Below are 23,904 nucleotides of genomic sequence, written 5' to 3'. Positions count from 1 at the left end.
AAAAAAGAAATTTTTCATTAAACTACCACATTCCATTGTGGTAGCTTTTTTTATTCATAAATTCTTATTTTCTTCGCATACTAAGATAACACGATAAAAATCATAGCGTCGGTACATGTGGAGGATTTAAGATGAAAAAAACGTTCACTTCAAAAAAAGGAAATATCTTCCCATTAAAAATTGATGAATTAGATAAAATATTAAAAGCTCGTTTCGAGACGAATCCAGACTTAAGTTTTACTACATATGAAAAAAACAATAAGAAAATAGCAGTTTTCTTTATTGCTTATCAGGTGGAAAGCGAGAAAATTGATAATTTTTTACTAGAACCCATTTTAATGAAAAATATCGAATGGACTAATCATTCCATTCTCAATGAGATTCCGTTAAATGGTGGGAAAAAAGTTGAAACACTGGAGGATATCTTAAAAGATATCCTCATCGGTGCCGTATTCATTTATATTGAGGGTGAAGATTCAATTATCGCTTATCTACTATCAAAAAAAGAAAAGCGATCCTTACAACAATCTGAAACGGAATCCTTAGTGCTTGGGCCTAAAATTGGTTTTACGGAATCAATGGTCACGAACTTAAATATTGTTCGCTGGACGATTCGATCTGAGGATCTTGTCCTAGAACAATATTTAATAGGAAAAAGAGAACCCCGCGAAGTAAGACTGATTTACATGAAGTCAATCGCAAATGAAGTAGATGTTAACACAATGCGTCAAAGGCTACAAGAGCTAGAAATTGATGTTATTGACGATGCATCCGTATTAATGCAATATATTGAGGATTCTTCCATCACCATATTTCCTCAATTTTTAACAACTGAACTACCAGATCGTTTTAGTTATAACATAAACCGTGGGAGACTCGGCATCTTAGTTGAAAATAGCCCAACAGCTATTATCACTCCTACTACCTTTTTTAGTTTTTTTGAATCAACGGAAGACCTTTACATGCGCTGGAATATCGGGACATTTTTAAGAGGGTTAAGATATCTATCATTTTTTATGTCAACATTCTTAACACCACTTTATGTAGCAGCTGTTACGTTTCATTATGAAATCATTCCAACTCCACTACTCATTAATCTTGGTGAGTCAAGGTCATCTGTACCTTTCCCACCAATACTTGAGGCCTTATTTCTTGAACTGATGATTGAGTTATTACGTGAATCTGGTGCGAGGCTACCAACAAAGGTTGGACAAACAATCGGTATCGTAGGTGGTGTGGTCGTTGGTACTGCAGCAGTTGAAGCAGGGATAACAAGTAATGTGTTAATTATCTTCGTTGCCCTTAGTGCACTTGCTTCTTTTACAACACCGAACTATTTAATGGGTACTACCGCGAGAATTATTCGGTTTCCAATGATTTTACTAGGAGGATTTTTAGGCCTAATCGGAATAATGTTTGGCGCTTGCTTCCTTATTATTCATTTATTAAGACTAACATCTCTTGGGAGACCGTATCTTTCTCCCCTCTATCCACTTGTGCCAAAGGATTTTAATAAGGTATTGTTTCGTTTACCAAATGAATATCAGAATGAGCGTTTTAGATCCTATCGTCCTAAGGATCTAATACGTTTTGGGAAAAAGAAAGCGAAGAACAAAAAAGACATCGACGAGTAGGGGCATTTATGGATATTAATCTAAAAGTGAAAAAAAATCTACAGATTCGTGCATTCTATCTATTTTTTATTATCGCCTCTATTCAATTAGGGGTAGGTATTATTGGTGCTCCTAAGTTAATTTACCTTGAATCCCTCCAAGATTCCTGGATATCCATTCTGATTGCTTTTATTTATATTGTAGCTGTTGTAATAACGATGTTTTTCATTCTAAATCAATATGAAAATGCAGATATATATGGTATCCAGGTTGATATTTTCGGGAAATGGATTGGTAAGTTTCTCGGGACAATTTATATTGTACATTTTGGAATTGCATTATTATCCGTTCTTATTACTTACATAGAGGTTATTAGGGTCTATATTTTTCCTATGATGAGTAATTTTGTGATGGGATTTCTATTATTATGTTTAGTTGTTTATGGTGTTTTAGGGGGATTACGTGTCATTGTAGGTGTTTGCACGGTTTTTTTCCTTCTTTCACATTGGATTGTCTTTTTACTTATCCAGCCTTCAACAAGGATGGATATTACACACTTACAGCCCATGTTTGTTTCCCCAATTTCTGATTTATTGAGCGGGGCACACATAAGCGCCTATACATTCATGGGTTTTGAGATTCTTTTCCTTGTTTATCCATTTATCCAAAATAAAAAGAAAGCAAAACTTCCTGCTTTATTAGCTACTGGTTGGACAACTCTTTTTCTATTATTAATAACGATTATAACGATTGGCTATTTCAGCTATCAACAAATCGAAAGAAGGGAATGGGTACTACTCTCTCTCATCAAAGTTCAGAACTTCACCTTTGTCGAGCGTTTTGACTATATTGTTGTCGCAGAATGGATGATGATCATTGTCCCGAATATGCTTCTACTTATGTGGGGGATTACATACGGAATGAAAAGATTGTATAAAGTTCCGCAAAAAGTAACATTGTATTCTGTCGCAGTTATTATGTCATTTGCATGTATTTACTTTGACGAGCACTATCGTATTCAAAGTACGATAGATGCAAGTGCGAACTATGGATTTTGGCTTGTTTATGTTTATCCATTTTTACTCCTACCCATTGTTTTAATTAAAAAGAAATGGATTAAGAAAAAGGAGGAGAAAAGCAATGCAAAATAAAAGTATTGGCTTATTCCTTGTCATTCTTATTTTGCTCTCTGCTTGTGTACCTACCAAGAATATTGAGGAGTTGGCAGTAGTTACAGCCCGTGGAGTAGATATTACAGAGGATAATCAAGTCGAAACGATGCTTAATATTATTCGGTTTGATCCCGAAGCAGATAGTTTATTCACCTCCAACACTGGTATTGGTAATACCATTAAAGGTGCTCGAGAAGAGGCTGCGGATAGGACAAGTTATAATCTGGTAGAAGGACAAATTAATCTAGAACTTTACGGGAAAGAAGCAGCTGAACAGGGTATATTCCGATTTATAAATGGCTTAATTCATGATTCACAAGTATCAGATACAATGAAACTTGCTGTAAGTAATGTTTCTGCAAAGGAAATTTTTAATATCGAGAATCCTAATATGCCTGCAGTTGGCGAACATTTAGATCGTTTAATTGAAATCGAAGTGAAGAACAATAGTTTCCCTCCTGCTACAATACAGGATTTCACTAGAGTAAAAACGACAATTGGTGAGGATCCACTTCTACCACTTATTGGTTTGGTTGATGAAAAACCAACAATAATCGGGATGGCCGTTTTTCAAGATGATCGATATGTAGTAGATATTTCCCTTGATGAAGGTTTCCTAATGAACCTATTTCTTAATAAAGTAGAAAATAAATCTGTAGAAATGACACTACCGCTTCAACCCTTTGAAAAATATAAAATAAACACTATCGGCATCGAGAGTAAATCGCTTGAAGGGGAAGAATTCCATATAAATTTCCTTACTACACATGGAAAAAGCAATACAAAAGTAGAAAGTCTGGAACAGTTAAAATTTAAAACAGACACTTATATTGAAATTAATTTAACAGAGATGTCACACCCCATTTCTATTAAGCATGAAAAAGCAGCCAATTTGTTAGAAAAAGAAATAGAAAAGAAATTGAAAAAACAATACGAGGAACTATTTAAGAAAGTACAAGAAGCCAACGCAGATGTCTTTGGTTTTGGAAAATTATATCGCTCAAAAACAAAGGATGGGAAAATAACAGAAGAAGAATGGCGGGAAAAGTTGCCTTATATTACCGTTGATTTTAATGTAGATGTTAAGCTTATGCATACTGGAACAATACAATAAAGCACCATAACCAGAGGGGGGATTTTACCTCCCTCCAATTATTAAGGAAATGTAGCTCCTTTTTGTAGAATCACCGCTAAAACACTCCAAACATAAGCGTGTTTTTTATCTGCTTACCTCATCTAGAATTTCCAGCACTCGGTCTCTCGCTTTTTCGCTTTCATATTCTTTCATTTTATCTAACATAATTGGTGCATATTCTTTTAATCGGAAAAGCTCTTCAATTAATTTAACACTTGTTAGTTGCTCTTCTTCTAAAACACGTGCGTAATTTTTACTTGCAAATGATTCTGCATTAATAATTTGATCTCCCCTACTTGCCTCTTTCGATAATGGAATTAGAAGCATCGGAATATGTAGTGCAAGAAACTCAAAGATTGCATTTGACCCTGCACGTGATAGGACATAATCAGTGACAGCAAAAATATCCTTTAATTCTTCGTTTACATATTCAAATTGGACGTAACCTTCTTCTTTAATGCTACTATCTACCTTCCCCTTCCCACAAAGATGGATAATTTGGAAGGTGGGTAATATTTTAGGCAAGCTTGTTCTTACTGTCTCATTAATTTTCTGTGCGCCGCCACTTCCACCCATAATGAGTAATACTGGTTTTTCACTCGTTAACCCAGTAATTGCTAATCCCTTTTCTTTACTACCTTGAAAAAGCTCATCACGAATTACAGCACCAACATATTCTGATTTATCTTCTGGAAGATATTTTAACGTTTCTGGAAACGTTGCTAATACTTTTTTAGCAAAAGGAATTGATAATTTATTCGCAAGCCCGGGTGTAAAATCGGATTCATGTAGCACAGTTGGTATCCCGCGAAGCTTAGCAGCAGCAACAACTGGAACGGATACAAATCCTCCTTTTGAAAATACAACGGAAGGTTTACGTTTTCCCATGATACGGTATGCCTGCATCGTTCCCTTTAAAACTTTAAATGGGTCCTTAAAATTCTCCATCGACATGTAACGTCTTAGTTTACCAGTTGATATTGGATGATATGTAACACCTTCAAGCTGACCAATTAAATCCCTTTCAATGCCTTCATATGATCCAATGTAATCAATCTCAAAGCCTTGGTCCTGGTATACTGGAATTAAGGCTAAGTTTACAATGACGTGTCCAGCTGTTCCGCCACCAGTAAACAGAATTCGTTTTGTTTTCATCTATGTACGTCCTTTCTTTCCCTTTTCAAAAATTAGCGTTATAATAACATTTATGCCTACTTTTCTACCCTATATAAATATATAAAAAAAGGAAGAATTGAATATGTATCAAACATCAACATTAAAAGAGAAACTGAAATTATTTTTTATTATATTAATTCCTATCCTAATTACGCAAGTCGGAATCTATCTAATGAATTTCTTTGATACCGTTATGTCTGGTCGTGCTGGTGCAACCGATTTAGCTGGTGTTGCAATCGGTTCAAGTCTTTGGGTGCCAATTTTAACAGCAATTAATGGGATATTACTAGCAATTACCCCCATTATAGCGCAAATTACAGGTGCAAAGGAAAATAAAAGCGTGCCTGAAAAAATACAGCAAGCATTATACCTTTCTATCGCGCTTGGAATGGTTGTTATGATCATCGGTGGAATCTTACTTGATCCAGTATTAAACCTAATGAATCTCGAAAATGAAGTTTATCATATTGCTAAATATTACCTTATTTCACTAGGTGCTGGTATTATTCCATTATTTGTATTTAGTACACTTCGAAATTTCATGGATGGACTCGGTCAAACACGAACTTCTATGTTCGTTATTTTAATATCATTGCCAATCAATATAGCCTTTAATTATATCTTTATCTTTGGTAAATTTGGAGTTCCAGCATTTGGAGGTATTGGAGCTGGTATTGGAACGGCACTAACTTATTGGCTCGTCTGCCTGATTTCCATCGCTGTTGTTTATAAATTTTATCCATTTCGTGACTATAAAGTATTTTCCAATTGGGTTATACCAAGTTTCGCCAAATGGTGGGACCAATTAAAGATTGGGATGCCGATTGGTTTTGCGATGTTCTTTGAAACGAGTATTTTTTCAGCTGTAACTATTTTAATGAGTGTTTATAGTACGAATACGATCGCAGCACATCAAGCTGCAATGAATTTCGCTTCATTACTATATATGATTCCACTAAGTGTTGGAATGGCATTAACGATACCAATTGGCTTTGAAGTTGGTGCAAGACGCTTTAAAGAGGCTAGGACATATGCGTACATTGGTATTAGTGGCTCTATCTTTATTGCAATACTAAATGGCGGCATATTATTTTTATTAAGAGAACCTGTAGCTGCAATGTATAACGCAGACCCAGCAGTTATTGAATTAACAACACAATTCATCTTCTTTGCTATTTTCTATCAGCTAGCTGATGCCTTTGGTGCACCAATCCAAGGAGCACTTCGAGGCTATAAGGATGTAAACATGACATTGATTATTGCGCTCGTTTCTTACTGGGCGATTGGCCTACCAACAGGATGGATTTTAGCAAACTATACTGCTTTAGAGCCTTTCGGATATTGGGTTGGTATTACAGTCGGTTTAAGCTGTGGTGCAATAGCATTATTTTGGAGATTATTTTCGTTGCAAAAAAAGTATAAAGAAATTAGCTCACCCGCACATTGATTTGTGGGTGAGTTTTTTAGGCTATGTTTTTTTGAAGTTAGTTGATTTTACCTCAGTAAATTTAGTTAGTAGTTGATATAAAATGCGCGGTAACATCGAACTTTAAAAAAAATCTTGCTTGTACTCTCAAGATCAATAAAGAATTATGAATGCCAATACTCAACGGAGCTATCAAGAATGAAATAGAGCAAGATTCTCTTGAAATGAACTTGATAAGCCTTCTCAAGATTAAAATAGAGAAAAATTCTCATGAAATGAACTTGATAAGCCTTCTCAAGATTAAAATTGAGCAAAATCCTCTTCAAATGAACTTGATAAGCCTTCTCAAGATTAAAATAGACACCCTCTTCAAATGAACTTGATAAGCCTTCTCAAGATTAAAATAGAGCAAAATTCTCTTCAAATGAACTTGATAAGCCTTCTCAAGATTAAAATAGAGCAAAATTCTCTTCAAATGAACTTGATAAGCCTTCTCAAGATTAAAATAGACCAAAACCCTCTTCAAATGAACTTGATAAGCCTTCTCAAGATTAAAATTGAGCAAAATTCTCTTCAAATGAACTTGATAAGCCTTCTCAAGATTAAAATAGACCAAAACCCTCTTCAAATGAACTTGATAAGCCTTCTCAAGATTAAAATAGAGAAAAACCCTCATGAAATGAACTTGATAAGCCTTCTCAAGATTAAAATAGAGCAAAATTCTCTTCAAATGAACTTGATAAGCCTTCTCAAGATTAAAATTGAGCAAAATCCTCTTGAAATGAACTTGATAAGCCTTCTCAAGATTAAAATAGACCAAAACCCTCTTCAAATGAACTTGATAAGCCTTCTCAAGATTAAAATAGTGAAAAACCCTCATGAAATGAACTTGATAAGCCTTCTCAAGATTAAAATTGAGCAAAATTCTCTTGAAATGAACTTGATAAGCCTTCTCAAGAAAATTTCCCAAATTATTGTTACTTCGCAGTTTATACATTTTCCATCACAACTTATATCGAAATTGAATAATAAAAAAACAAGGTGAGAGGATATCCCCTCACCTTAAATAAATAATCCTGCAACTGTTGCAGAAAGGATAGAAGTTAAAATCGCACCAATTAATAGCTTCATTCCAAATCCAGATACAAGCCTTGCCTTATCTCCATCAATACCCTTAACTGTACCTGCGATAATACCAATTGAAGAAAAGTTTGCAAAACTAGTTAAGAATACCGTTACAATGGCAATTGTCTTCTCTGACATAAATTCCATCATTGGTTGAAATTCGAGCATTGCCACAAACTCATTCGTTACTATTTTTGTCCCCATGATTGCACCAGCATCAATAACTTCATTCATTGGGATCCCCATCAATATCCCAATTGGTGCAAAAACATACCCTAAAATCTGTTGCAGAGTTATACCTGCAAATACAAGTTGAATTAGCCAGTTTACCAACTCTAGGGACGCAATAAATGCGATTAACATTGTAGCTACAATTAATGCAATTTTTCCACCTTCAAGCGCGCCATTTCCCATTGCTTCAAATACACTTCTATCATCTGATACATCTTTCACATCGACAATGTCCTCTTCTTTCGGTACGACTACTGGATTCAGCATCGATGCAACCATTAATGCACTAAACATATTTAATGGTAAAGCGACCAAAATATATTCAGCTGGAAGCATCTGAATATAAGCACCAACAATTGAAGCCGAAACAGAACTCATTGCAGACGCACAAACAATAAATAGCCTATTTGCATGTAAATGATGGAACTGCGAACGAATAGCAATCAATGCTTCAGACTGCCCGAAAAAAATACTGTTCACTGCATTAAACGACTCAATTCTCGGTAGACCTGTTATCTTTGAAATTAAACCACCAACGTATTTAATAATGGCTGGAAGAATTTTTAAATAAGTAAGGACAGAAAGCAATGTTGCAAAGAAAATAATAAGCAACAATACATTGAAGAAGAAAACGCCGCCTTCTCCAACTACAATTCCACCTACTACAAAGTTTATCCCCTCTGTACCGAACTCAATTAATTTATTGAAAACCGCTGAGATTCCATTAATAATCGCTGCTCCAATTTCTGTTTTGAACATGAACCATGTAATAACTAATTGTAATCCAAGCATAATCCCTAAGCCTGTATAATTAATATTCTTCTTATCATTTGACATCAAAAAAGCAAGTCCAAAAACAACAACAATTGCTAAGATGCCTAGTAAAATATCCATAGAATAATCCTCCCTGTATGTCTTAGATTCTCTAGTGACTTTTATAGTTATTCCCTAACTCCTATGTAATTAACATAAAAAAATGCACAAGCATGTACTTGTGCATACTTTCATTGACACATCACATTGGGAAAAATAACAATTGGACCATGAATAGGAGAGCAAAGATATAAATAATCCAGTGAACGTCTTTCCCTCTCCCTTTCGCTAATTTTAATATTGGGTAGGTAATGAATCCAATTGCAATCCCCGTTGCAATACTAGACGTAAATGGCATAGTAAGAATAATTGCAAATGCTGGAAATGCCTCATCAAACTGTTTCCACTCTACTTTTGCTAATCCTTCCATCATGAAACAGCCTACAATAATAAGTACTGGTGATGTGATAGCTGGGATATTAGCGATTACTGAAATAATAGGTGTAAAGAAAATAGAAAGCGCAAAAAGTAAAGCGACAATAATTGAAGTCAATCCCGTTCTACCACCTGCAGCAACACCTGCTGTTGATTCAATATAAGCTGTTGATGGACTTGTTCCAAACATCGATCCAACAGTAGTTGCCGTGGCATCTGCGAGCAGTGCCTCTTTTGACCTTGGCATTTTCCCATTTTTCATAAATCCAGCTTGTTCTGAAACACCAATAATTGTACCAGTTGTATCAAATAATGTTACAAGTAAGAATGCAAATATCACCGTATACAATCCGTTTGCAAAAACCCCTGCAATATCAATATCAAAAAATACCGGTGCTGGTGGTGCCGATATGATGCCATCAAAATGAAGTTGGCCTGTAAACAATGCAATAATAGCCGTTGCAACCATTCCGAAAAATAGTGCTCCTTTAATGTTTAAAACATATAAAATTAATGTAATAAATAAGCCAACAATAGTTAGGGCAACCATCGGATCTGTTAAATCGCCTAATCCGATAATATTTGCTTCGTTTGGCACAACAATACCTGCATTTCTCAAACCAACGAGTGCAATAAACAAACCAATTCCCGATGTGATTCCATACTTAATCGTATCAGGTATTGCAAAAATCAATGTTTCTCGCAATTTTGTTAAACTTAATAAAATAAATAAAATACCAGCTAAAAAGACAGCTCCAAATACGATTTGATAGGACAACCCCTGCGTAGCAACAACCGTTGCGAAATATGCATTCAAGCCCATTCCTGGTGCAATTGCAATTGGATAGTTTGCAAAAATCCCCATGATAAGCGATCCCACCACAGCCGCAATAACGGTGGCCATAAATACCTGTTCAAAAGGAACTCCCGCACCGAAAAGTATCGCAGGATTTACAACGATAATATACGCCATTGTTAGAAACGTTGTAACACCTGCAGTAAACTCTGTACGAAAACTTGTACGATTCTGTTTAAGTTTAAAGAAGTCTTTCATTCCATTCATACACCTTGCTTTCATTAAAAAATAACCAACGTTTCTATACTATTCGTTTTTTGATTCATTTGCAATGGTTTTTGTTTCGGGTAATCTCTTCTCTTGAAACGATAAAAGTCATATTACATCTTCATTTCAGACATTATATAATCCATTTTGATTTGGTGACTGTTTATCCATTCACTTTTGCTTACTCGGTTTAGTAAATAACTACCAAATAGAAAACCCCCGCATTTCGCGAGGGTTTTCTATCAAGTTTTATCCTTCTAATAGTAATGTTTCAGGATCCTCTAACATTTCTTTAATTCGCACTAGGAAGCTAACTGCTTCTTTTCCGTCAACAATGCGGTGATCATAGGAAACGGCTAAGTACATCATAGGGCGTACTTCAATCGAATCATCTGCCATTACAACTGCTCGTTTAACGATATTATGCATTCCCAAGATACCAACTTGTGGTGCATTTAAGATTGGTGTAGACATCATTGAACCAAATGTACCACCATTTGTGATCGTAAATGAACCACCTTGTAAATCTGTTAATGCTAGTTTATTATCACGCGCTTTTATTCCCAAATCTGCAATCGCTTTTTCGATGCCTGCAAATGTCAATCTGTCCGCATCACGTACAACTGGTACTACTAAACCATCATCTGTCGATACTGCAATACCAATGTCATAGAATTTCTTCACAACAAGCTCATTACCTTGAATTTCAGCATTCAATAGTGGAAATTCCTTTAGCGCTCCTACAACTGCTTTTGTAAAGAACGACATGAATCCTAGTTTCACACCATGTTTTTGTACAAATTTGTCCTTACGTTGTTTACGTAATTCCATAATTGCTGTCATATCTACTTCGTTAAATGTCGTCAACATCGCTGCTTCTTGTTGTACATTTACGAGATTTTTCGCGATTGTTTGACGGCGACGAGTCATTTTCACGCGCTCAACCGGCTTTTCAAATTCTGTTCTTGCAGGATTTGCTTCTTTCTTAGCGGTTTTTTCAGCTTTCGGTGCATTCTTTGCAAGGACTGCTGCATCTACATCATCTGGACGAACACGGCCAAGTGGATCGCGTGCACTAATTTCACTTAAATCGATGCCAAGTTCTCTTGCCCGTTTTCTAGCTGCAGGTGTTGCAATGATATTTCCATTAGCTTCTGCTGCTGGTTTTTCAGATGCCTTTGCTTCCTCTTTCGGTGCTTGGGTCGGTTCAGCCTTAGGAGCTTCTGCTTCCTTCGCTTCCTCAGCTGCAGGTGACGATCCCGCTTCACCATTTTCGTCCATTTTTGCAATGACATCACCAACTGCAACATCATCGCCTTCTTCATGAAGAATCTCTGTAATAACACCAGAAAGTTCAGCGTTTACCTCTACATTCACTTTATCTGTTTCTAATTCTACTACCGGATCCCCTTTTTCAATCTTCTGCCCTTTTTGTACAAGCCATTCTGCAATTGTACCCTCTGTAATTGATTCTGCAAGTTCTGGTATTTTTATTTCTGCCACTTTAATTTCCCCCTTCTATGCTAATTGCTTGTTGTATGATTTGGCTTTGTTCATATTTATGAACATTTGGTAATCCCACTGCAGGTGCGGAGCGATCTGGACGACCAATATAGCGTAATTTCTGCCCTTCTTTTAGAGATTCTCTTAAGAAAACATCAACAAAATCCCATGCCCCCATATTTTTTGGTTCTTCTTGCACCCATACAATTTCTTCTAGATTAGGTAATTTGTTTAAGATCTCTTCTAATGCCTTTTTAGGGAAAGGATAAATCTGTTCCAGACGCAATGCACGTAGCCATGAGAAATCCTGGTCTGCATTTTCAATTGCTTCATCAATTTCCACCATTATCTTTCCACTACCAATGAGTAAGCGTTTAGCATTCTTATTACTTACTTTTAAGTTCGGTTGATTCTTTAATGCTTCAAATTTACCTTCTGAAAATTCTTCGGCAGCTGAAGCCATACGTTCGTTTCGAATCATACTACTTTTCGGTGTCATAACGATTAATGGTCTTGCTTCATCACGTCCACCTAACCTAGCCTGCCTGCGTAATAGGTGGAAGAGCTGTGCTGATGAAGTTGGATAAGCAACAATCCAGTTATTTTCAGCAGACATTTGTAAAAATCTCTCTAGACGTGCACTGGAATGCTCAGGTCCTTGGCCTTCATAGCCATGAGGCAGAAGCATTACCATGTTTGATTTATCATCCCATTTTGCACGTGCAGATGAAATGAATTGGTCAAACATTACTTGAGCAACGTTAACAAAATCACCAAATTGTGCTTCCCATATAACCAATGTTTCTGGTGATTGAATGCTATAGCCATATTCAAACCCTAGAACACCTACCTCAGATAATGGACTATTTCTAATCTCAAATGATGCATTGGCTTGTTGTAGTCCTTGTAGTGGGCTATATTTTTCCCCAGTAACAGTGTCATTAAGCACCATATGACGATGAGCAAAAGTTCCGCGTTCTGTATCCTGCCCGGTTATACGAATCGGAATGCCATCTTTCAATATAGATGCATATGCTAACGCTTCCCCAGTTCCCCAGTCAGCTTTATTTCCTTCATCTAATGCGTTCTCACGACGGTTAAGAATTTTCTCCGTCTTTTTAAACCCACTAAACCCTGCTGGTCTATCAAGTAAACCTTTATTTAAAGCTTTTAGTGTATCAATATCAACAGCTGTTTCAAACTTGTCAAGACCATTACGTAATACCTCAGGCATGAATGGTGGTTCAGAGTCTACCTGATCATTTTCTTTCATACTATTATAAATATCGCGTAGTTTATTCTGAACATCTTCCGTGATTTGCTTAAATTCTTCAGGCTTGATATGACCTTTTTCCTCTAATGCACTTGCAAATACATTCGTAACAGAAGGATGGTTATCAATTTCCTGGTAGAGTTTCGGTTGTGTTGTTCGTGGTTCATCCATTTCATTATGACCATAACGACGATATCCAACTAAATCAATTAGAAAATCCTTATTAAATTTTTTGCGATATTCATAAGCTATTTTCACAGCAGACAGACAAGAAATCGGGTCATCCGCATTAACGCGAATAATTGGAATTTCGAATCCTTTTGCCAGATCACTTGCATATCTTGTTGAACGACCATCTTCACGGTTCGTTGTATATCCCAACAAATTGTTTGCAATGATATGGACAGTTCCACCAGTACTATATCCAGGTAAACCACTTAAGTTTAATGTTTCCGCTACAACGCCTTCACCAATAAATGCTGCATCTCCATGAATAACAACACAAAATGCTTTATTGACATCACGTTTTGGAAAGCCTCTTTCAGAACGCTCATCCTGTGCCGCACGTGTAAAGCCTTCAACAATTGGATTAACAAACTCTAGGTGGGAAGGATTATTTGCTAAGGTAACCTGTGTTGTACCTTTAACCTCTCTCTTCGCACCAAAGTGGTATTTCACGTCACCAGTCCAACCATAATTAATACTGCGCGAACCTTCAGAAGGTATTAACTCTTTATTAGCAGCATGGTGGAATTCAGAGAAAATCTTATCAAATGGTTTCCCTAAAACATGTGCTAGTACGGATAGACGCCCGCGGTGTGCCATTCCCATCATGACATCTTCTACTTTGTCAGATGTGCCAAATTCAACAATTTTCTCAAGCATCGGTACCATGACTTCCAAACCTTGGATGGAAAAACGCTTTTGACCGACAAATGTCTTTTGTAAGAAGGTCTCGAATCCTTCTACATCAGCTAATCGTTTTAAGATTTCTTTACGTTCTTCAGATGATAACTCTAATCTAGCATTACCAGACTCTATTAAATCAAATAACCATTTTCTTTCATCATCGTTATTCACGTGATCGTATTCAAACGTTATTGTACCCGTATAATACTTCTTCAACGTCCTTATAACATCTAAACCATCTACAACATTACTCGAGCCCTTATCCCAGAGCCACGATGCTGGTATATTTTTAAGATCTTCTTCGGTTAACCCGTATTTTGCTATATCAATTTCATGCGAATTCGGGTCCTTATGCCTGCCAACTGGATAGATGTCGGCTTCCAAATGCCCATAACGACGAATAGCCTCAACAAGTTGGAATGCTGAGGAAAGTTTCTTCACATCAAAAGTTGTTTGTACTTCTGATGTCGTTAAGTTTGTGCTATTATTTTGCTTGGACAGCCATTCAGGAGATCCATATTGATCGAAAATGTCTCTAATTGAAGGCTCGACAGCTTCTGGATCTTGTTTGTACAATTCGTACTGTTCTTCAACATACCCCATGTTCGGGCCGAAAAACTGCTCCCAAAATTTACTAGTAGATTCTTCCAATCCTACTACCACGATGAATACCCCCATAAGTCCTTACCCGTTTATGTAAACGGTTAATGTTTATACAATTGCCCTCACCAATTAATATACCTCATTTTATGAGTGTAGACAATATTTGTTCAGATATTTATATAAGAAAAAGAATTATCATAATTATCGCCTATTTAAAGTTAAAATTTGGAATATTATGTTATTAATTATGAAATCGATTTCGTTTAACAATACAAGTATTTTCATTTATAATATGTTATATATGGAAGTGTACTCTTAATCATAAAGGAGGATTACATATGAAATTAGCATTATTATTCGGAGTTATCATTACATTTTTGGTTTCCATTTTTACTTCTGGATACGAAGCAAAAGCAGGAGTCCCAAAAGACGATCAGTAATACCAAGAGTGAAGGACGAAAAACCGCCATGTTCACACATGACGGTTTTGTTATTTCTATGTTAATGTAGGAAACCCTTGCTGTCTCATTACCTCATAAACAATTATTGCTGCTGTATTGGATAAATTTAATGATCGCACTTTATCATTCATATGGATACGAAGGCAGCGGTCCTCTTTTCCTACTAATAATTCTTTAGGAATTCCATTGGTCTCTCTTCCAAACACAAAAAACTGATCCTTACTTGAATCACTGAAATCATAATCCGTATAATGTTTTGTTCCAAAGTTCTCAATATAATAGAATTCTCCATCTGGATATATGTTGTATAACGCTTCAAGTGAATCATGCTCATGCACATCTACGTCTTTCCAATAATCTAGCCCAGCTCTTCGTAACATCTTGTCATCTGTGGAAAAGCCCAGTGGACGTATTAGATGAAGCGTAGTATCAGTTGCCAAGCATGTTCTACCAATATTTCCTGTATTTGCGGGAATTTCTGGTTGAAATAATACGACATGTAAACTCAAGTTTCATTCTCCTAACAAAGATTAATACTCTATCTATTATACCACTTCTACTCACCAATTCGAAAAAATTTATACTGTATATTTGGTGTCCAAGCTGTCGAATCCTCGTATGACCAATAGCGATGCCTGCTATTATCCGTATGTGCATTGACCAAAGGCATTCCATATGCATCTTTAGATACAACGATGGTATTATGATCCCATCTACCATCCCCCTGGAAATCATAACAAATAATATCACCTGGAATTAACTCTTCTGCAGATTCTACTTCCTTCCCTTTTAATCCCTGATTAGAACCTGCCAAATACCACCTTAACGAATGTGCCACTGCCCAGCTAAAACTCCAGTTATCCCCGCTATACCACCAGCCATTCTCTCTATTCGGTGCACCTCGCATTGGTGCACCTCCCGCCCTTAGACATTGTGAAACATAATTTGTACAATCCACATCAAACGTACGATATTCAGGGTTATAGCTATTCCACCATCGTTCAGCATATTGTACAGCAGCTCTTCTATCATAGGAAAAACGCACTTCACTTATTTCACGAAAGTCATCAGGTTTTATTGGTTTTATTTCATCTTGGTTACGTATACTTGGTATTACATGGTGATTAACAATATCTCCATCTATTAACTGAAATCGATATGGGACAACTTGTTCTTCTCGGTGAAAATGATTATCCTGCTTTATAAGATAAGTTAGATGCAATAAATATTCGTATTCAACCGCATTAGCCGTTCTTAGCTTTTGATAAATTTCACCCTTCCCATTAATTTTGACTATTTCGGCATCCCTTTCTTCCCATAGTTTCTTTTTCCTTTTCCACCACGCTTCATTATCCGACTGGAAAAGTTTTAGCCACGCTCCTTTTAATTTTTTCATAAAAAATCCCCTCCACAACAAGTATATGGAGAGAGAGCTTGGCATACGTCTTTTTTTAGATCAGGCTATTATTAGAAGATTTGTGTTTATATCATGAAATATATAAACTGTGGACGAATGATATTCATTTTATGAATGTTATGTGCTACCATTCGCTCCGGCAGAATACTTCGGCTTACATTATGAATAATAATAGTGCAGCACCTAGCTGGGGAACAGCAAAAACTCCTGTTAATGTCATTATGGTTACGCGTTTATGACGATCATCCTTTGTCTCCGTATGGTAATTCGCTCTTATTTCAGGGCCACTTAAGAAAACCCCACTAAATAATGCACTAATAACAATGGACACAATTCCTATTCCCAACAAAATTTTGCCGATCAGATCAAAGTCAGTCATAATAAAACCCGCGAGCAGCAAAAACAGGGCAATACATGTACTAATTAAAAATGTTTTCTTTAGCAAAAAGACCCACCTCTGTTTGTAATGGCTATTCACTACGTACTACGAGATAGGTCATGTATAAGTTTCAGAAAATTCAATTACAAAATCAAATAATTCCTTCGTGCTGCAACAAAAATTCCTTTTTATCTAATCCACCATTATAACCTACCATTTTCCCACTTGCCCCAATCACGCGGTGGCATGGGATAATAATGGAGAACGGATTTTTATTTACGGCTCCACCGACCGCTCTTACAGCTTTCGGATTTCCTATTAAACGCGCAATATCCTTATACGATTTCGTCTCACCATACGGAATTGAATCATATAAAGCTTGCCAAACCTTCTTCTGAAAAGGAGTACCATATAATTCCATTTCAATGTTAAAAGGTGCAGATTTTTGACTAAAATAGCGTTCCAATTGGTTTCTTACATCGTAAAGAGCTTCCGTACTTCTTATAAGTCTAGCGTTCGGAATGTAACGATGGATCCATTTAGAGACTTCTTCTTTTGATTCACTAAATGAACCATAGTCAATACGAACAAGCTTTTTCCTACTACTTATAAGTAATAACTTCCCAACTGGTGAGTCCATTTCATCGTAATACAATTCCATATGCCGCTTCCCCTTTTATAAAATCGATGCCTCTTTATTAAATTCTAGACCTTTTTCCATTTCCACTAAAACCTGTTCATCTTTTTCAAATTTCATCGCTTCTTTTATTGCTTCAAATGCTTGATTAGTTCCTATTTTTCCAAGTGACCATGCAGCAGTACCACGAATAACCGGACGAGGGTCTTTTTTCATTACTTCAATCATCTCTTCAACAGCTGTTTTGTCCTTATAATGTCCAAGAGCAATTAATGCGTTTCGCTGCAGTGGCTTCTTCCCGCGCCAAGAACCAGAAATATAATCGAATTTCTCTTTGAATTCACGATTAGAAATACGAAGCATCGGGATTAATTTCGGTTTGGATATATCAGGGTCAGGTTCAAATTCAGGATGTATGTGAAAATCTATCCCTTTATTCTTCGGACATACTTGCTGACATGTATCACATCCATATACGCGATTACCGATTTTCGTACGGAATTCATCTGGAAGATAATCTTTTGTCTGCGTTAAAAAGGCGATGCAACGCTGTGCGTTCAGTTGCCCTCCTTCAATCAGCGCACCTGTTGGACAGGCATCAAGACACTTCCGACAATCCCCACATCCATCTTCAATTGGCTCATCCGGGATAAAAGGGATATTCGTAATCATCTCACCAAGGTAAACAAACGAGCCATATTCAGGTGTAATGATTGAAGTGTTCTTTCCACTAAATCCAATTCCCGCTCGTTCTGCAACAGCACGATCTGATAGTTCTCCAGTATCAACCATTACTTTATTGACAGCATTAGGAACCCTTTCCAAAATAAATGCATTCAGCTTTTCTAATCGATTACGCAGGACATCGTGATAGTCCATTCCCCAAGACGCTCTCGCAAAAAGACCACGCCGTTCCTCTTTCGTGCTTTTGGGGGCATTTTTCATTCTTGTTGGATAGGCAAGAGCAATCGAAATAATGGACTGTGCTTCAGGTAATAGGCGCTGTGGTTCTGTACGCTCCTCAATCGATCCCTTCTCAAAACCCGATTGATACTCCAGCTCCTGCTGTCTTCTAAGACGTTCCTTTAGTTCTGTGAAAACATCTGCTGCAGCAAAGCCAATCTTATCAATGCCAATTTCTTTCGCATAATCTTTTATTTCTTGCTTCAATTTTTCCGTTCTCATTCACTCTACCTCCCCTCTATTTTTTGATTACACTTGCTGTTCGCATTCGATTCAGTACTGCTGCAATTTCATATTTTCTCGGTTTTGCAAGGTCTCCTGGATGCTGTTCTTTATAGACTGTAAAGAAAGCTAAGCCTTTCTTTTCAAATTGTTTTTCTATTTCTATAAGTATATCAGATAGCGTCTTATCCTTTAATGCCTTTGTACGGTCCAAATATTGGATAACTTCCGCTATCATCCTCGTTTGGGAATCATCTACTAATTGCTCTGTGTATTCAAAGGAAATATTCGTTTTCCCCATGATAATCTTATGCAAACCTTTTGCTTGCGTCTTGCTACGTCTTCCATTGGTTGTCTGTAGTGTTTGCTGATGAAAACATCGCTGTGTAACTTGACCAAATGCTTCTTCAATACTTTTTTCACGTTCTAATGGTTCTTTTTCCATTATGGCATTTGCTTCGTTTGTTACGTCAACTGGTGCATATTCATCCATCATAATCACTTTATCAGCAACTGCGAAGTAATCCCCAGAACCTCCCATTACAAGAATCGTCGAAACAGCAAACTCGTCACGTAGTTGTGTTATTTTATCAATAAAAGGTGTGATCGGTTCTTTTTCCTTTTTCACTAATTGCTGCATGCGATGGTCTCGTATCATAAAATTCGTTGCGCTTGTGTCTTCATCAATAAGAAGTGTTGTGGCCCCTATCTCTAATGCTTCTATTACATTCGCAGCTTGTGAAGTACTTCCACTCGCATTTTCCGTTGTAAAGAAGGACGTATCCTGACCATGAGGCAAATCGTTTATAAACGGCGAGATGTTAACACCCGTAATTTGTCTTCCATCTTCTGCCCGTATTTTTACCGCGTCAGGGTCTGTCAGAACGAACTCACGCCCATCCCCTTTCACATGATAATAAACGCCACGTTCAATCGCTTGAAGAAGTGTGCTTTTCCCGTGAAAACCTCCACCGACAATTAATGTAATTCCTTTTTCAATTGCCATTCCTTTTATCGGTTCAGCTTGATGAGGAATGGTTATTGACACTTCATTTTCTATTGGGCTTTTGAAAGGAACAGCCTGTTTCAGTGGTAAATTACTTACACCACTTTCCCTTGGCAAAATCGAGCCATTTGCAATAAAAGAAATCCAATTATTTTTCTTCATTTCATGACGGATTGCTACTTGTTGGTCAGCAAGAATCAGCGCATCTGTTATTTGTTCATCTGTTAGGCTTAAAACAGAATCTTTTATAATAGAAGGAACGGCTATAGAAAATAGTTTTTCTGCCTCTCTTCCATTAATTCGACGACCATTAGCTGGAAGACCGACAGACATACAGATGGTAATCTTCTGATCATCTATTTGTACCGCACTCCGTTGAAGAATTTCTTGCCCAGGATTATCAAAAAGAATCAGTCCACTCTTCCCTGATCCTTTAATAATAACATGTTGTTTCATCATAGCCTTACCTACCGAACGAGCGATTACATCTTCTACTGCAATTTTCCGTTCATTGGACTGTAAGTAATTCGGTTTAATAGGACGTATTGTTTGCGGAATAACAACTCGTAATTTAGAAGGTGTCGCAAACGGATCTCCTTGCACATAATCTATCATAAGGTCAAAATCCCTGAACTTATATTGACCTTGCAAGCTCTTATATGCTTTATATCCTTTATTATCAATTTGTTTCAGTAATTGGAAAAGTTTTTTCATATGAAATCCCTCTAATTTATGTGGTTTTATTCAAGGATACAACGATGGGGATACTGATATCAAGACAGAGGAATGAAAAATTAAAAACGCAACGCTTCGTAGACAAGTACGAAACACTGCGTTAAGACATATGTATGGAGCGGGTGAAGGGAATCGAACCCTCATCATCAGCTTGGAAGGCTGAGGTTTTACCACTAAACTACACCCGCGTTCTTCTAAGTTGCTTTTTGTTAACGGAATCTAGTATAACATTACAATTACAAACAAATCAAGTGCTTTTTTTACATTTTTTTTACATTCTTAATAAAGATTTAATATTTTACATTTACACTAATTATATTCTATTATTTGTACAAATATTTGTTATTTACAAACAGTCTTAATCGATTTAAACTAGATATAATTTAGGGAAGGGGTAGAAAGCATGTCTGTTTATCCAATAATTATGACGCAATCAAAATTTGCACACAAAGAAAGTTTAAGCTATCCATATGAAGAGCGGGGATTGCAATTCGGGGATGGTATATATGAAGTCGTTCGAATTTACGAAGGTAAATATTATCTGTTTGAAGAACATGTTGACCGGTTATTTCGTTCGGCAGAAGCAATTAAATTGGTTCTCCCTTTTAATAAGGAAGAGTTGAGTAATTTGTTACTTGAATTATTAAAGCGTAATAATATGGAAACAAATGGAAAATTATATTTACAGGCAACAAGGGGTTCTGCACCTCGTGACCATGTATTCCCTGTGGACGTACTACCTAATATTTATGCATACATTCAAGATCAACCAAGAAAAACAAATACACTCGAGAAGGGTGTTAACGCCATTACACATCGAGATATGCGCTGGGAAAACTGTTATATCAAAAGTTTAAATCTATTACCAAATGTCATGGCTAAACAAGTGGCTAGCGAAAATAATTGTTATGAAGCAATTTTACACCGAGACGGAATAGTTACAGAATGTAGTAGTTCTAATGTGTACTTAGTAAAGGATGGCAAGGTATATACTCACCCAACAACGAAAAATATTTTACATGGCTGTGTACGTATGGCAATCGAACGATTCACTGAAGAACTTGGTATCCCTTTAATTGAAGAAGCATTTTCACTAGAGGATATTCAAACTGCTGACGAACTCTTTTTATCTAGTAGTACTTCAGAGATTACACCAATTGTCAAAGTAGATGACTTACAAATTAAAGACGGTAATCCTGGTAAGGTTACTAGGCAGCTACAAAGCGCATACGAGAATGATGCAAACATTCGTAAAGAAAATCGTATCGGACAAACAATTTAAGTATGAGGAGTGATCATCATTAATGGTCACTCTTTTTTTTGGAAACTGTAACTCTCAATTGATTCGCATCTCGAAATAGTTTATTCTATATAGAAAGTTCTGATTTATTAGGAGGGAATTTATATGACCCATGTTAAACGCGCAATAACAGCCGAAGACCTCACAAAAATTGAAATTCTTAGCGACCCACAACATACTCCAAATGGTGACGCCTATACATATGTTTCAACAAAAATCAATGATAACAATGAATACGAATCAAATCTTTATTATCAAAAACGAATTGAAACAGAGCCCGTTCAATGGACATTCGGATCCAACAAAAACAGCAATCTATCTTTCTCACCCGATGGCAAAAAAGCTGTCTTCCAATCGGATCGTAGCGGATTACCACAACTTTGGATTATAAATACTGACGGTGGAGAAGCTAGGCAGCTTACCACTTTTAGAAACGGTGCTTTTAATCCTGCTTGGACCAAAAATGGACAATCGATTATTTTTAGTGCTTTCATAGATGAAGGTGATGACGTCCAAAACCAAAAAGAATTATCTAAAGAAGAACAGCAAAAGGAAATGGAAGAAAAAAAGAAACAACCACTCTTGGTTGATCGATTACAATACAAATCAAATGACAGAGGATTTCATGATAACAAAAACACGCAGATTATTTTATACGATTTGAAAGAAGAAAAATATGAACAACTAACAAACAGTAATGTAGACCATAGTTTTCAAGACGTTTCTCCAAATGGAAATTACATTCTATTTGCTGCCAATCTAAATGAAGACGCAGATTATGAAATCAAAAATGACTTATTTTTATTGAATCTAAAAACAATAGAAACAACAAAACTAACAGATGGAAATGGCGGATATCATAGCGCAAGATTCTCTCCGAGTGGTGACAAAATTGCATGTTTTGGCCATGGATATGAATATGATGGCGCAACATTAAGCAAATTATTTGTTTATGATATTGCAACTGGAAAGCGTACATGCCTAACCGAGGGCTTTGATGTACAGCTTGGTGATGCTGTGGTGGGAGATACGAGACTCGGAAATTCTACTACTGGACCCGTTTGGTCGAGGGATGAAAAGAGCATCTATTTTATTGCAACAGACTTTGGCGCAACTGGTCTCTATCAAGCTAGTTTTAATTCCGAAGTTGAAGTACTCTATAAAAATGATAATCACATATTTGGTTTTTCCTATGAAGCTACTTCTGATAGTTTCATATTAGGTGTGAGTACACCGATTGACCCTTGTAACTTCTATTCATTCAGGAAAGGCGCAGATCTTACGCAATTAACAAATTCGAATGCATTATTCTTAGAGGAAGTAGCGGTGATTGAACCGGAAGTATTGGTAATTCCTACAGAAGATGGATTAGAACTGCAGGGCTGGCTACTTAGACCTTATGGTTATAAAGATGGGGAAAAGTATCCGTTTATATTGGAAGTACACGGTGGTCCACATGCTATGTACGGCCAAACATTTTTCCATGAAATGCAACTATTAGCAGCAAAAGGATATGTCGTATTATATACGAACCCACGCGGGAGTCATGGTTACGGGCAACAATTTGTTGATGCGGTTAGAGGAGATTATGGTGGCGGAGACTACTCCGATTTAATGCTTGCCGTTGACTATGCTTTAGAGCATTTTTCTTTTATCGATGAAAATCGTTTAGGTGTTACTGGCGGAAGCTATGGTGGATTTATGACAAACTGGATTGTCGGGCATACAAATCGTTTCAAGGCTGCTGTAACACAGCGCTCCATTTCAAATTGGTTAAGCTTCTACGGAGTCAGTGATATTGGGTATTTTTTCACGAAATGGGAACTCGGGTTTAATCTCTTAGAAGACCCAGCAAAATTATGGGACTTCTCCCCATTAAAATATGTAGAAAACGTGGAAACCCCACTATTAATCCTGCATGGTGAAGTTGATTATCGCTGTCCAATTGAACAAGGTGAACAACTGTTTATTGCACTAAAACACTTACGTAAAGAAGTAGAATTTGTTCGTTTCCCTGGTGCAGACCATGAACTAAGCAGAAGTGGGAATCCGAACATGCGAATTGCAAGGTTAGAAGAAATTTGTAGATGGTTTGAGAAATATTTGTAGGTTTTGAATTGTGGAGCTGGCGTGGTTTTGCGTCAGCTTTTTTCTGTGGATGTATTGATATCTGTGCTCTTCTCGGGATATCTGTGCTCTTCTCGGGATATCTGTGCTCTTCTCGGGATATCTGTGCTCTTCTCGGGATATCTGTGCTCTTCTCGGGATATCTGTGCTCTTCTCGGGATATCTGTGCTCTTCTCGGGA

19 protein-coding genes and 1 tRNA gene are annotated in these 23,904 nt (G+C 36.8%); 8 read left to right on the top strand and 12 right to left on the bottom strand.

From position 1 onward, the window contains the following. The first annotated feature begins 131 nt into the window (after positions 1-131). Genes D8M05_RS01235 through D8M05_RS01225 form a run of 3 tightly spaced genes read left to right on the top strand, consistent with a single transcriptional unit; the run spans position 132 to position 3,899 of the window. Complete coding sequence (locus D8M05_RS01235; protein WP_121127808.1) at positions 132-1,634, top strand: spore germination protein; 1,503 nt, start codon at positions 132-134, stop codon at positions 1,632-1,634. A gap of 8 nt (positions 1,635-1,642) precedes the next feature. Beyond that, positions 1,643-2,764: a GerAB/ArcD/ProY family transporter gene (locus D8M05_RS01230; RefSeq protein ID WP_121127806.1), complete on the top strand. Its 1,122-nt coding sequence runs from the start codon at positions 1,643-1,645 to the stop codon at positions 2,762-2,764. Next, a complete protein-coding gene (locus D8M05_RS01225; protein WP_121127805.1) occupies positions 2,754-3,899 on the top strand; it encodes a Ger(x)C family spore germination protein in 1,146 nt (381 codons plus the stop codon). Before D8M05_RS01230 ends, D8M05_RS01225 begins: the two co-directional genes overlap by 11 nt. Before the next feature lie 105 nt (positions 3,900-4,004). Here the strand turns inward: D8M05_RS01225 and D8M05_RS01220 are convergent, their stop codons facing one another. Then, entirely contained in the window at positions 4,005-5,075 is a 1,071-nt protein-coding gene (locus tag D8M05_RS01220; RefSeq protein ID WP_121127803.1) for an undecaprenyldiphospho-muramoylpentapeptide beta-N-acetylglucosaminyltransferase, read from the bottom strand. A 103-nt stretch (positions 5,076-5,178) separates the two neighbouring features. Between D8M05_RS01220 and D8M05_RS01215 the strand changes: the two genes are divergently transcribed. The 3 genes from D8M05_RS01215 to D8M05_RS01205 all read left to right on the top strand — a co-directional run bounded on the left by D8M05_RS01215 (position 5,179) and on the right by D8M05_RS01205 (position 7,567). Beyond that, positions 5,179-6,543, top strand: a complete 1,365-nt coding sequence (locus D8M05_RS01215) for an MATE family efflux transporter (RefSeq protein WP_121127801.1) — start codon at positions 5,179-5,181, stop codon at positions 6,541-6,543. Positions 6,544-6,692: 149 nt separating this feature from the next. Further along, positions 6,693-6,899, top strand: coding sequence for a hypothetical protein (locus D8M05_RS01210; RefSeq protein ID WP_121127799.1), 207 nt, complete (start codon positions 6,693-6,695; stop codon positions 6,897-6,899). Beyond that, the gene (locus tag D8M05_RS01205) at positions 6,896-7,567 is read left to right on the top strand and encodes a hypothetical protein (protein ID WP_121127797.1); all 672 of its coding nucleotides are present in this window, start codon (positions 6,896-6,898) and stop codon (positions 7,565-7,567) included. The genes D8M05_RS01210 and D8M05_RS01205 overlap by 4 nt, the downstream gene beginning before the upstream one ends. Before the next feature lie 17 nt (positions 7,568-7,584). Here D8M05_RS01205 and D8M05_RS01200 read toward each other — a convergent pair whose 3' ends face one another. The 11 genes from D8M05_RS01200 to D8M05_RS01150 all read right to left on the bottom strand — a co-directional run bounded on the left by D8M05_RS01200 (position 7,585) and on the right by D8M05_RS01150 (position 20,485). Further along, positions 7,585-8,772, bottom strand: coding sequence for a NupC/NupG family nucleoside CNT transporter (locus D8M05_RS01200; protein ID WP_121127795.1), 1,188 nt, complete (start codon positions 8,770-8,772; stop codon positions 7,585-7,587). Between the two features lie 121 nt (positions 8,773-8,893). Then, positions 8,894-10,180 carry an NCS2 family permease gene (locus tag D8M05_RS01195; protein ID WP_121127793.1) on the bottom strand — a complete coding sequence of 429 codons (1,287 nt, stop codon included), beginning with the start codon at positions 10,178-10,180 and terminating at the stop codon, positions 8,894-8,896. Between the two features lie 258 nt (positions 10,181-10,438). After that, positions 10,439-11,692, bottom strand: coding sequence for a 2-oxoglutarate dehydrogenase complex dihydrolipoyllysine-residue succinyltransferase (gene odhB / locus D8M05_RS01190; protein ID WP_121127791.1), 1,254 nt, complete (start codon positions 11,690-11,692; stop codon positions 10,439-10,441). 1 nt (position 11,693) lies between these two features. Beyond that, positions 11,694-14,537, bottom strand: a complete 2,844-nt coding sequence (locus D8M05_RS01185) for a 2-oxoglutarate dehydrogenase E1 component (protein ID WP_281271889.1) — start codon at positions 14,535-14,537, stop codon at positions 11,694-11,696. Positions 14,538-14,973: 436 nt separating this feature from the next. Beyond that, complete coding sequence (trmL, locus tag D8M05_RS01180; RefSeq protein WP_121127788.1) at positions 14,974-15,447, bottom strand: tRNA (uridine(34)/cytosine(34)/5-carboxymethylaminomethyluridine(34)-2'-O)-methyltransferase TrmL; 474 nt, start codon at positions 15,445-15,447, stop codon at positions 14,974-14,976. Between the two features lie 47 nt (positions 15,448-15,494). Next, a complete protein-coding gene (locus D8M05_RS01175; RefSeq protein ID WP_121127786.1) occupies positions 15,495-16,334 on the bottom strand; it encodes an amidase domain-containing protein in 840 nt (279 codons plus the stop codon). 175 nt (positions 16,335-16,509) lie between these two features. Continuing rightward, on the bottom strand, positions 16,510-16,800 hold the full coding sequence (locus tag D8M05_RS01170; RefSeq protein WP_121127784.1) for a DUF5316 domain-containing protein: 291 nt from the start codon (positions 16,798-16,800) through the stop codon (positions 16,510-16,512). Positions 16,801-16,885: 85 nt separating this feature from the next. Continuing rightward, complete coding sequence (locus D8M05_RS01165) at positions 16,886-17,395, bottom strand: methylated-DNA--[protein]-cysteine S-methyltransferase (RefSeq protein ID WP_121127782.1); 510 nt, start codon at positions 17,393-17,395, stop codon at positions 16,886-16,888. A gap of 15 nt (positions 17,396-17,410) precedes the next feature. After that, positions 17,411-18,556, bottom strand: a complete 1,146-nt coding sequence (queG, locus tag D8M05_RS01160) for a tRNA epoxyqueuosine(34) reductase QueG (RefSeq protein ID WP_121127780.1) — start codon at positions 18,554-18,556, stop codon at positions 17,411-17,413. Positions 18,557-18,572: 16 nt separating this feature from the next. Continuing rightward, positions 18,573-20,276 carry an ABC-ATPase domain-containing protein gene (locus D8M05_RS01155; RefSeq protein WP_121127778.1) on the bottom strand — a complete coding sequence of 568 codons (1,704 nt, stop codon included), beginning with the start codon at positions 20,274-20,276 and terminating at the stop codon, positions 18,573-18,575. 135 nt (positions 20,277-20,411) lie between these two features. Continuing rightward, a tRNA-Gly gene (locus D8M05_RS01150) sits at positions 20,412-20,485 on the bottom strand. Positions 20,486-20,700: 215 nt separating this feature from the next. On the opposite strand from D8M05_RS01150, the gene dat reads away from it, so the two are divergent. Beyond that, positions 20,701-21,579, top strand: a complete 879-nt coding sequence (gene dat / locus D8M05_RS01145) for a D-amino-acid transaminase (protein ID WP_121127776.1) — start codon at positions 20,701-20,703, stop codon at positions 21,577-21,579. 123 nt (positions 21,580-21,702) lie between these two features. Then, complete coding sequence (locus tag D8M05_RS01140; RefSeq protein ID WP_121127774.1) at positions 21,703-23,706, top strand: S9 family peptidase; 2,004 nt, start codon at positions 21,703-21,705, stop codon at positions 23,704-23,706. Positions 23,707-23,904: the final 198 nt, after the last annotated feature.

The organism is Oceanobacillus bengalensis, assembly GCF_003628445.1.
GTDB classification, from domain to species: domain Bacteria; phylum Bacillota; class Bacilli; order Bacillales; family Amphibacillaceae; genus Oceanobacillus; species Oceanobacillus bengalensis.
The sequence above is the reverse complement of the archived record's forward strand: the minus strand, read 5'-3'. Positions and strand labels throughout refer to the sequence as shown.

Coding starts and splice junctions, on each gene's coding strand:
- D8M05_RS01235 (WP_121127808.1), top strand. CDS start 132: ATGAAAAAAACGTTCACTTCAAAAAAAGGAAATATCTTCCCATTAAAA.
- D8M05_RS01230 (WP_121127806.1), top strand. CDS start 1,643: ATGGATATTAATCTAAAAGTGAAAAAAAATCTACAGATTCGTGCATTC.
- D8M05_RS01225 (WP_121127805.1), top strand. CDS start 2,754: ATGCAAAATAAAAGTATTGGCTTATTCCTTGTCATTCTTATTTTGCTC.
- D8M05_RS01220 (WP_121127803.1), bottom strand. CDS start 5,075: ATGAAAACAAAACGAATTCTGTTTACTGGTGGCGGAACAGCTGGACAC.
- D8M05_RS01215 (WP_121127801.1), top strand. CDS start 5,179: ATGTATCAAACATCAACATTAAAAGAGAAACTGAAATTATTTTTTATT.
- D8M05_RS01210 (WP_121127799.1), top strand. CDS start 6,693: ATGCCAATACTCAACGGAGCTATCAAGAATGAAATAGAGCAAGATTCT.
- D8M05_RS01205 (WP_121127797.1), top strand. CDS start 6,896: ATGAACTTGATAAGCCTTCTCAAGATTAAAATAGAGCAAAATTCTCTT.
- D8M05_RS01200 (WP_121127795.1), bottom strand. CDS start 8,772: ATGGATATTTTACTAGGCATCTTAGCAATTGTTGTTGTTTTTGGACTT.
- D8M05_RS01195 (WP_121127793.1), bottom strand. CDS start 10,180: ATGAAAGACTTCTTTAAACTTAAACAGAATCGTACAAGTTTTCGTACA.
- D8M05_RS01175 (WP_121127786.1), bottom strand. CDS start 16,334: ATGAAAAAATTAAAAGGAGCGTGGCTAAAACTTTTCCAGTCGGATAAT.
- D8M05_RS01165 (WP_121127782.1), bottom strand. CDS start 17,395: ATGGAATTGTATTACGATGAAATGGACTCACCAGTTGGGAAGTTATTA.
- queG (WP_121127780.1), bottom strand. CDS start 18,556: ATGAGAACGGAAAAATTGAAGCAAGAAATAAAAGATTATGCGAAAGAA.
- D8M05_RS01155 (WP_121127778.1), bottom strand. CDS start 20,276: ATGAAAAAACTTTTCCAATTACTGAAACAAATTGATAATAAAGGATAT.
- dat (WP_121127776.1), top strand. CDS start 20,701: ATGTCTGTTTATCCAATAATTATGACGCAATCAAAATTTGCACACAAA.
- D8M05_RS01140 (WP_121127774.1), top strand. CDS start 21,703: ATGACCCATGTTAAACGCGCAATAACAGCCGAAGACCTCACAAAAATT.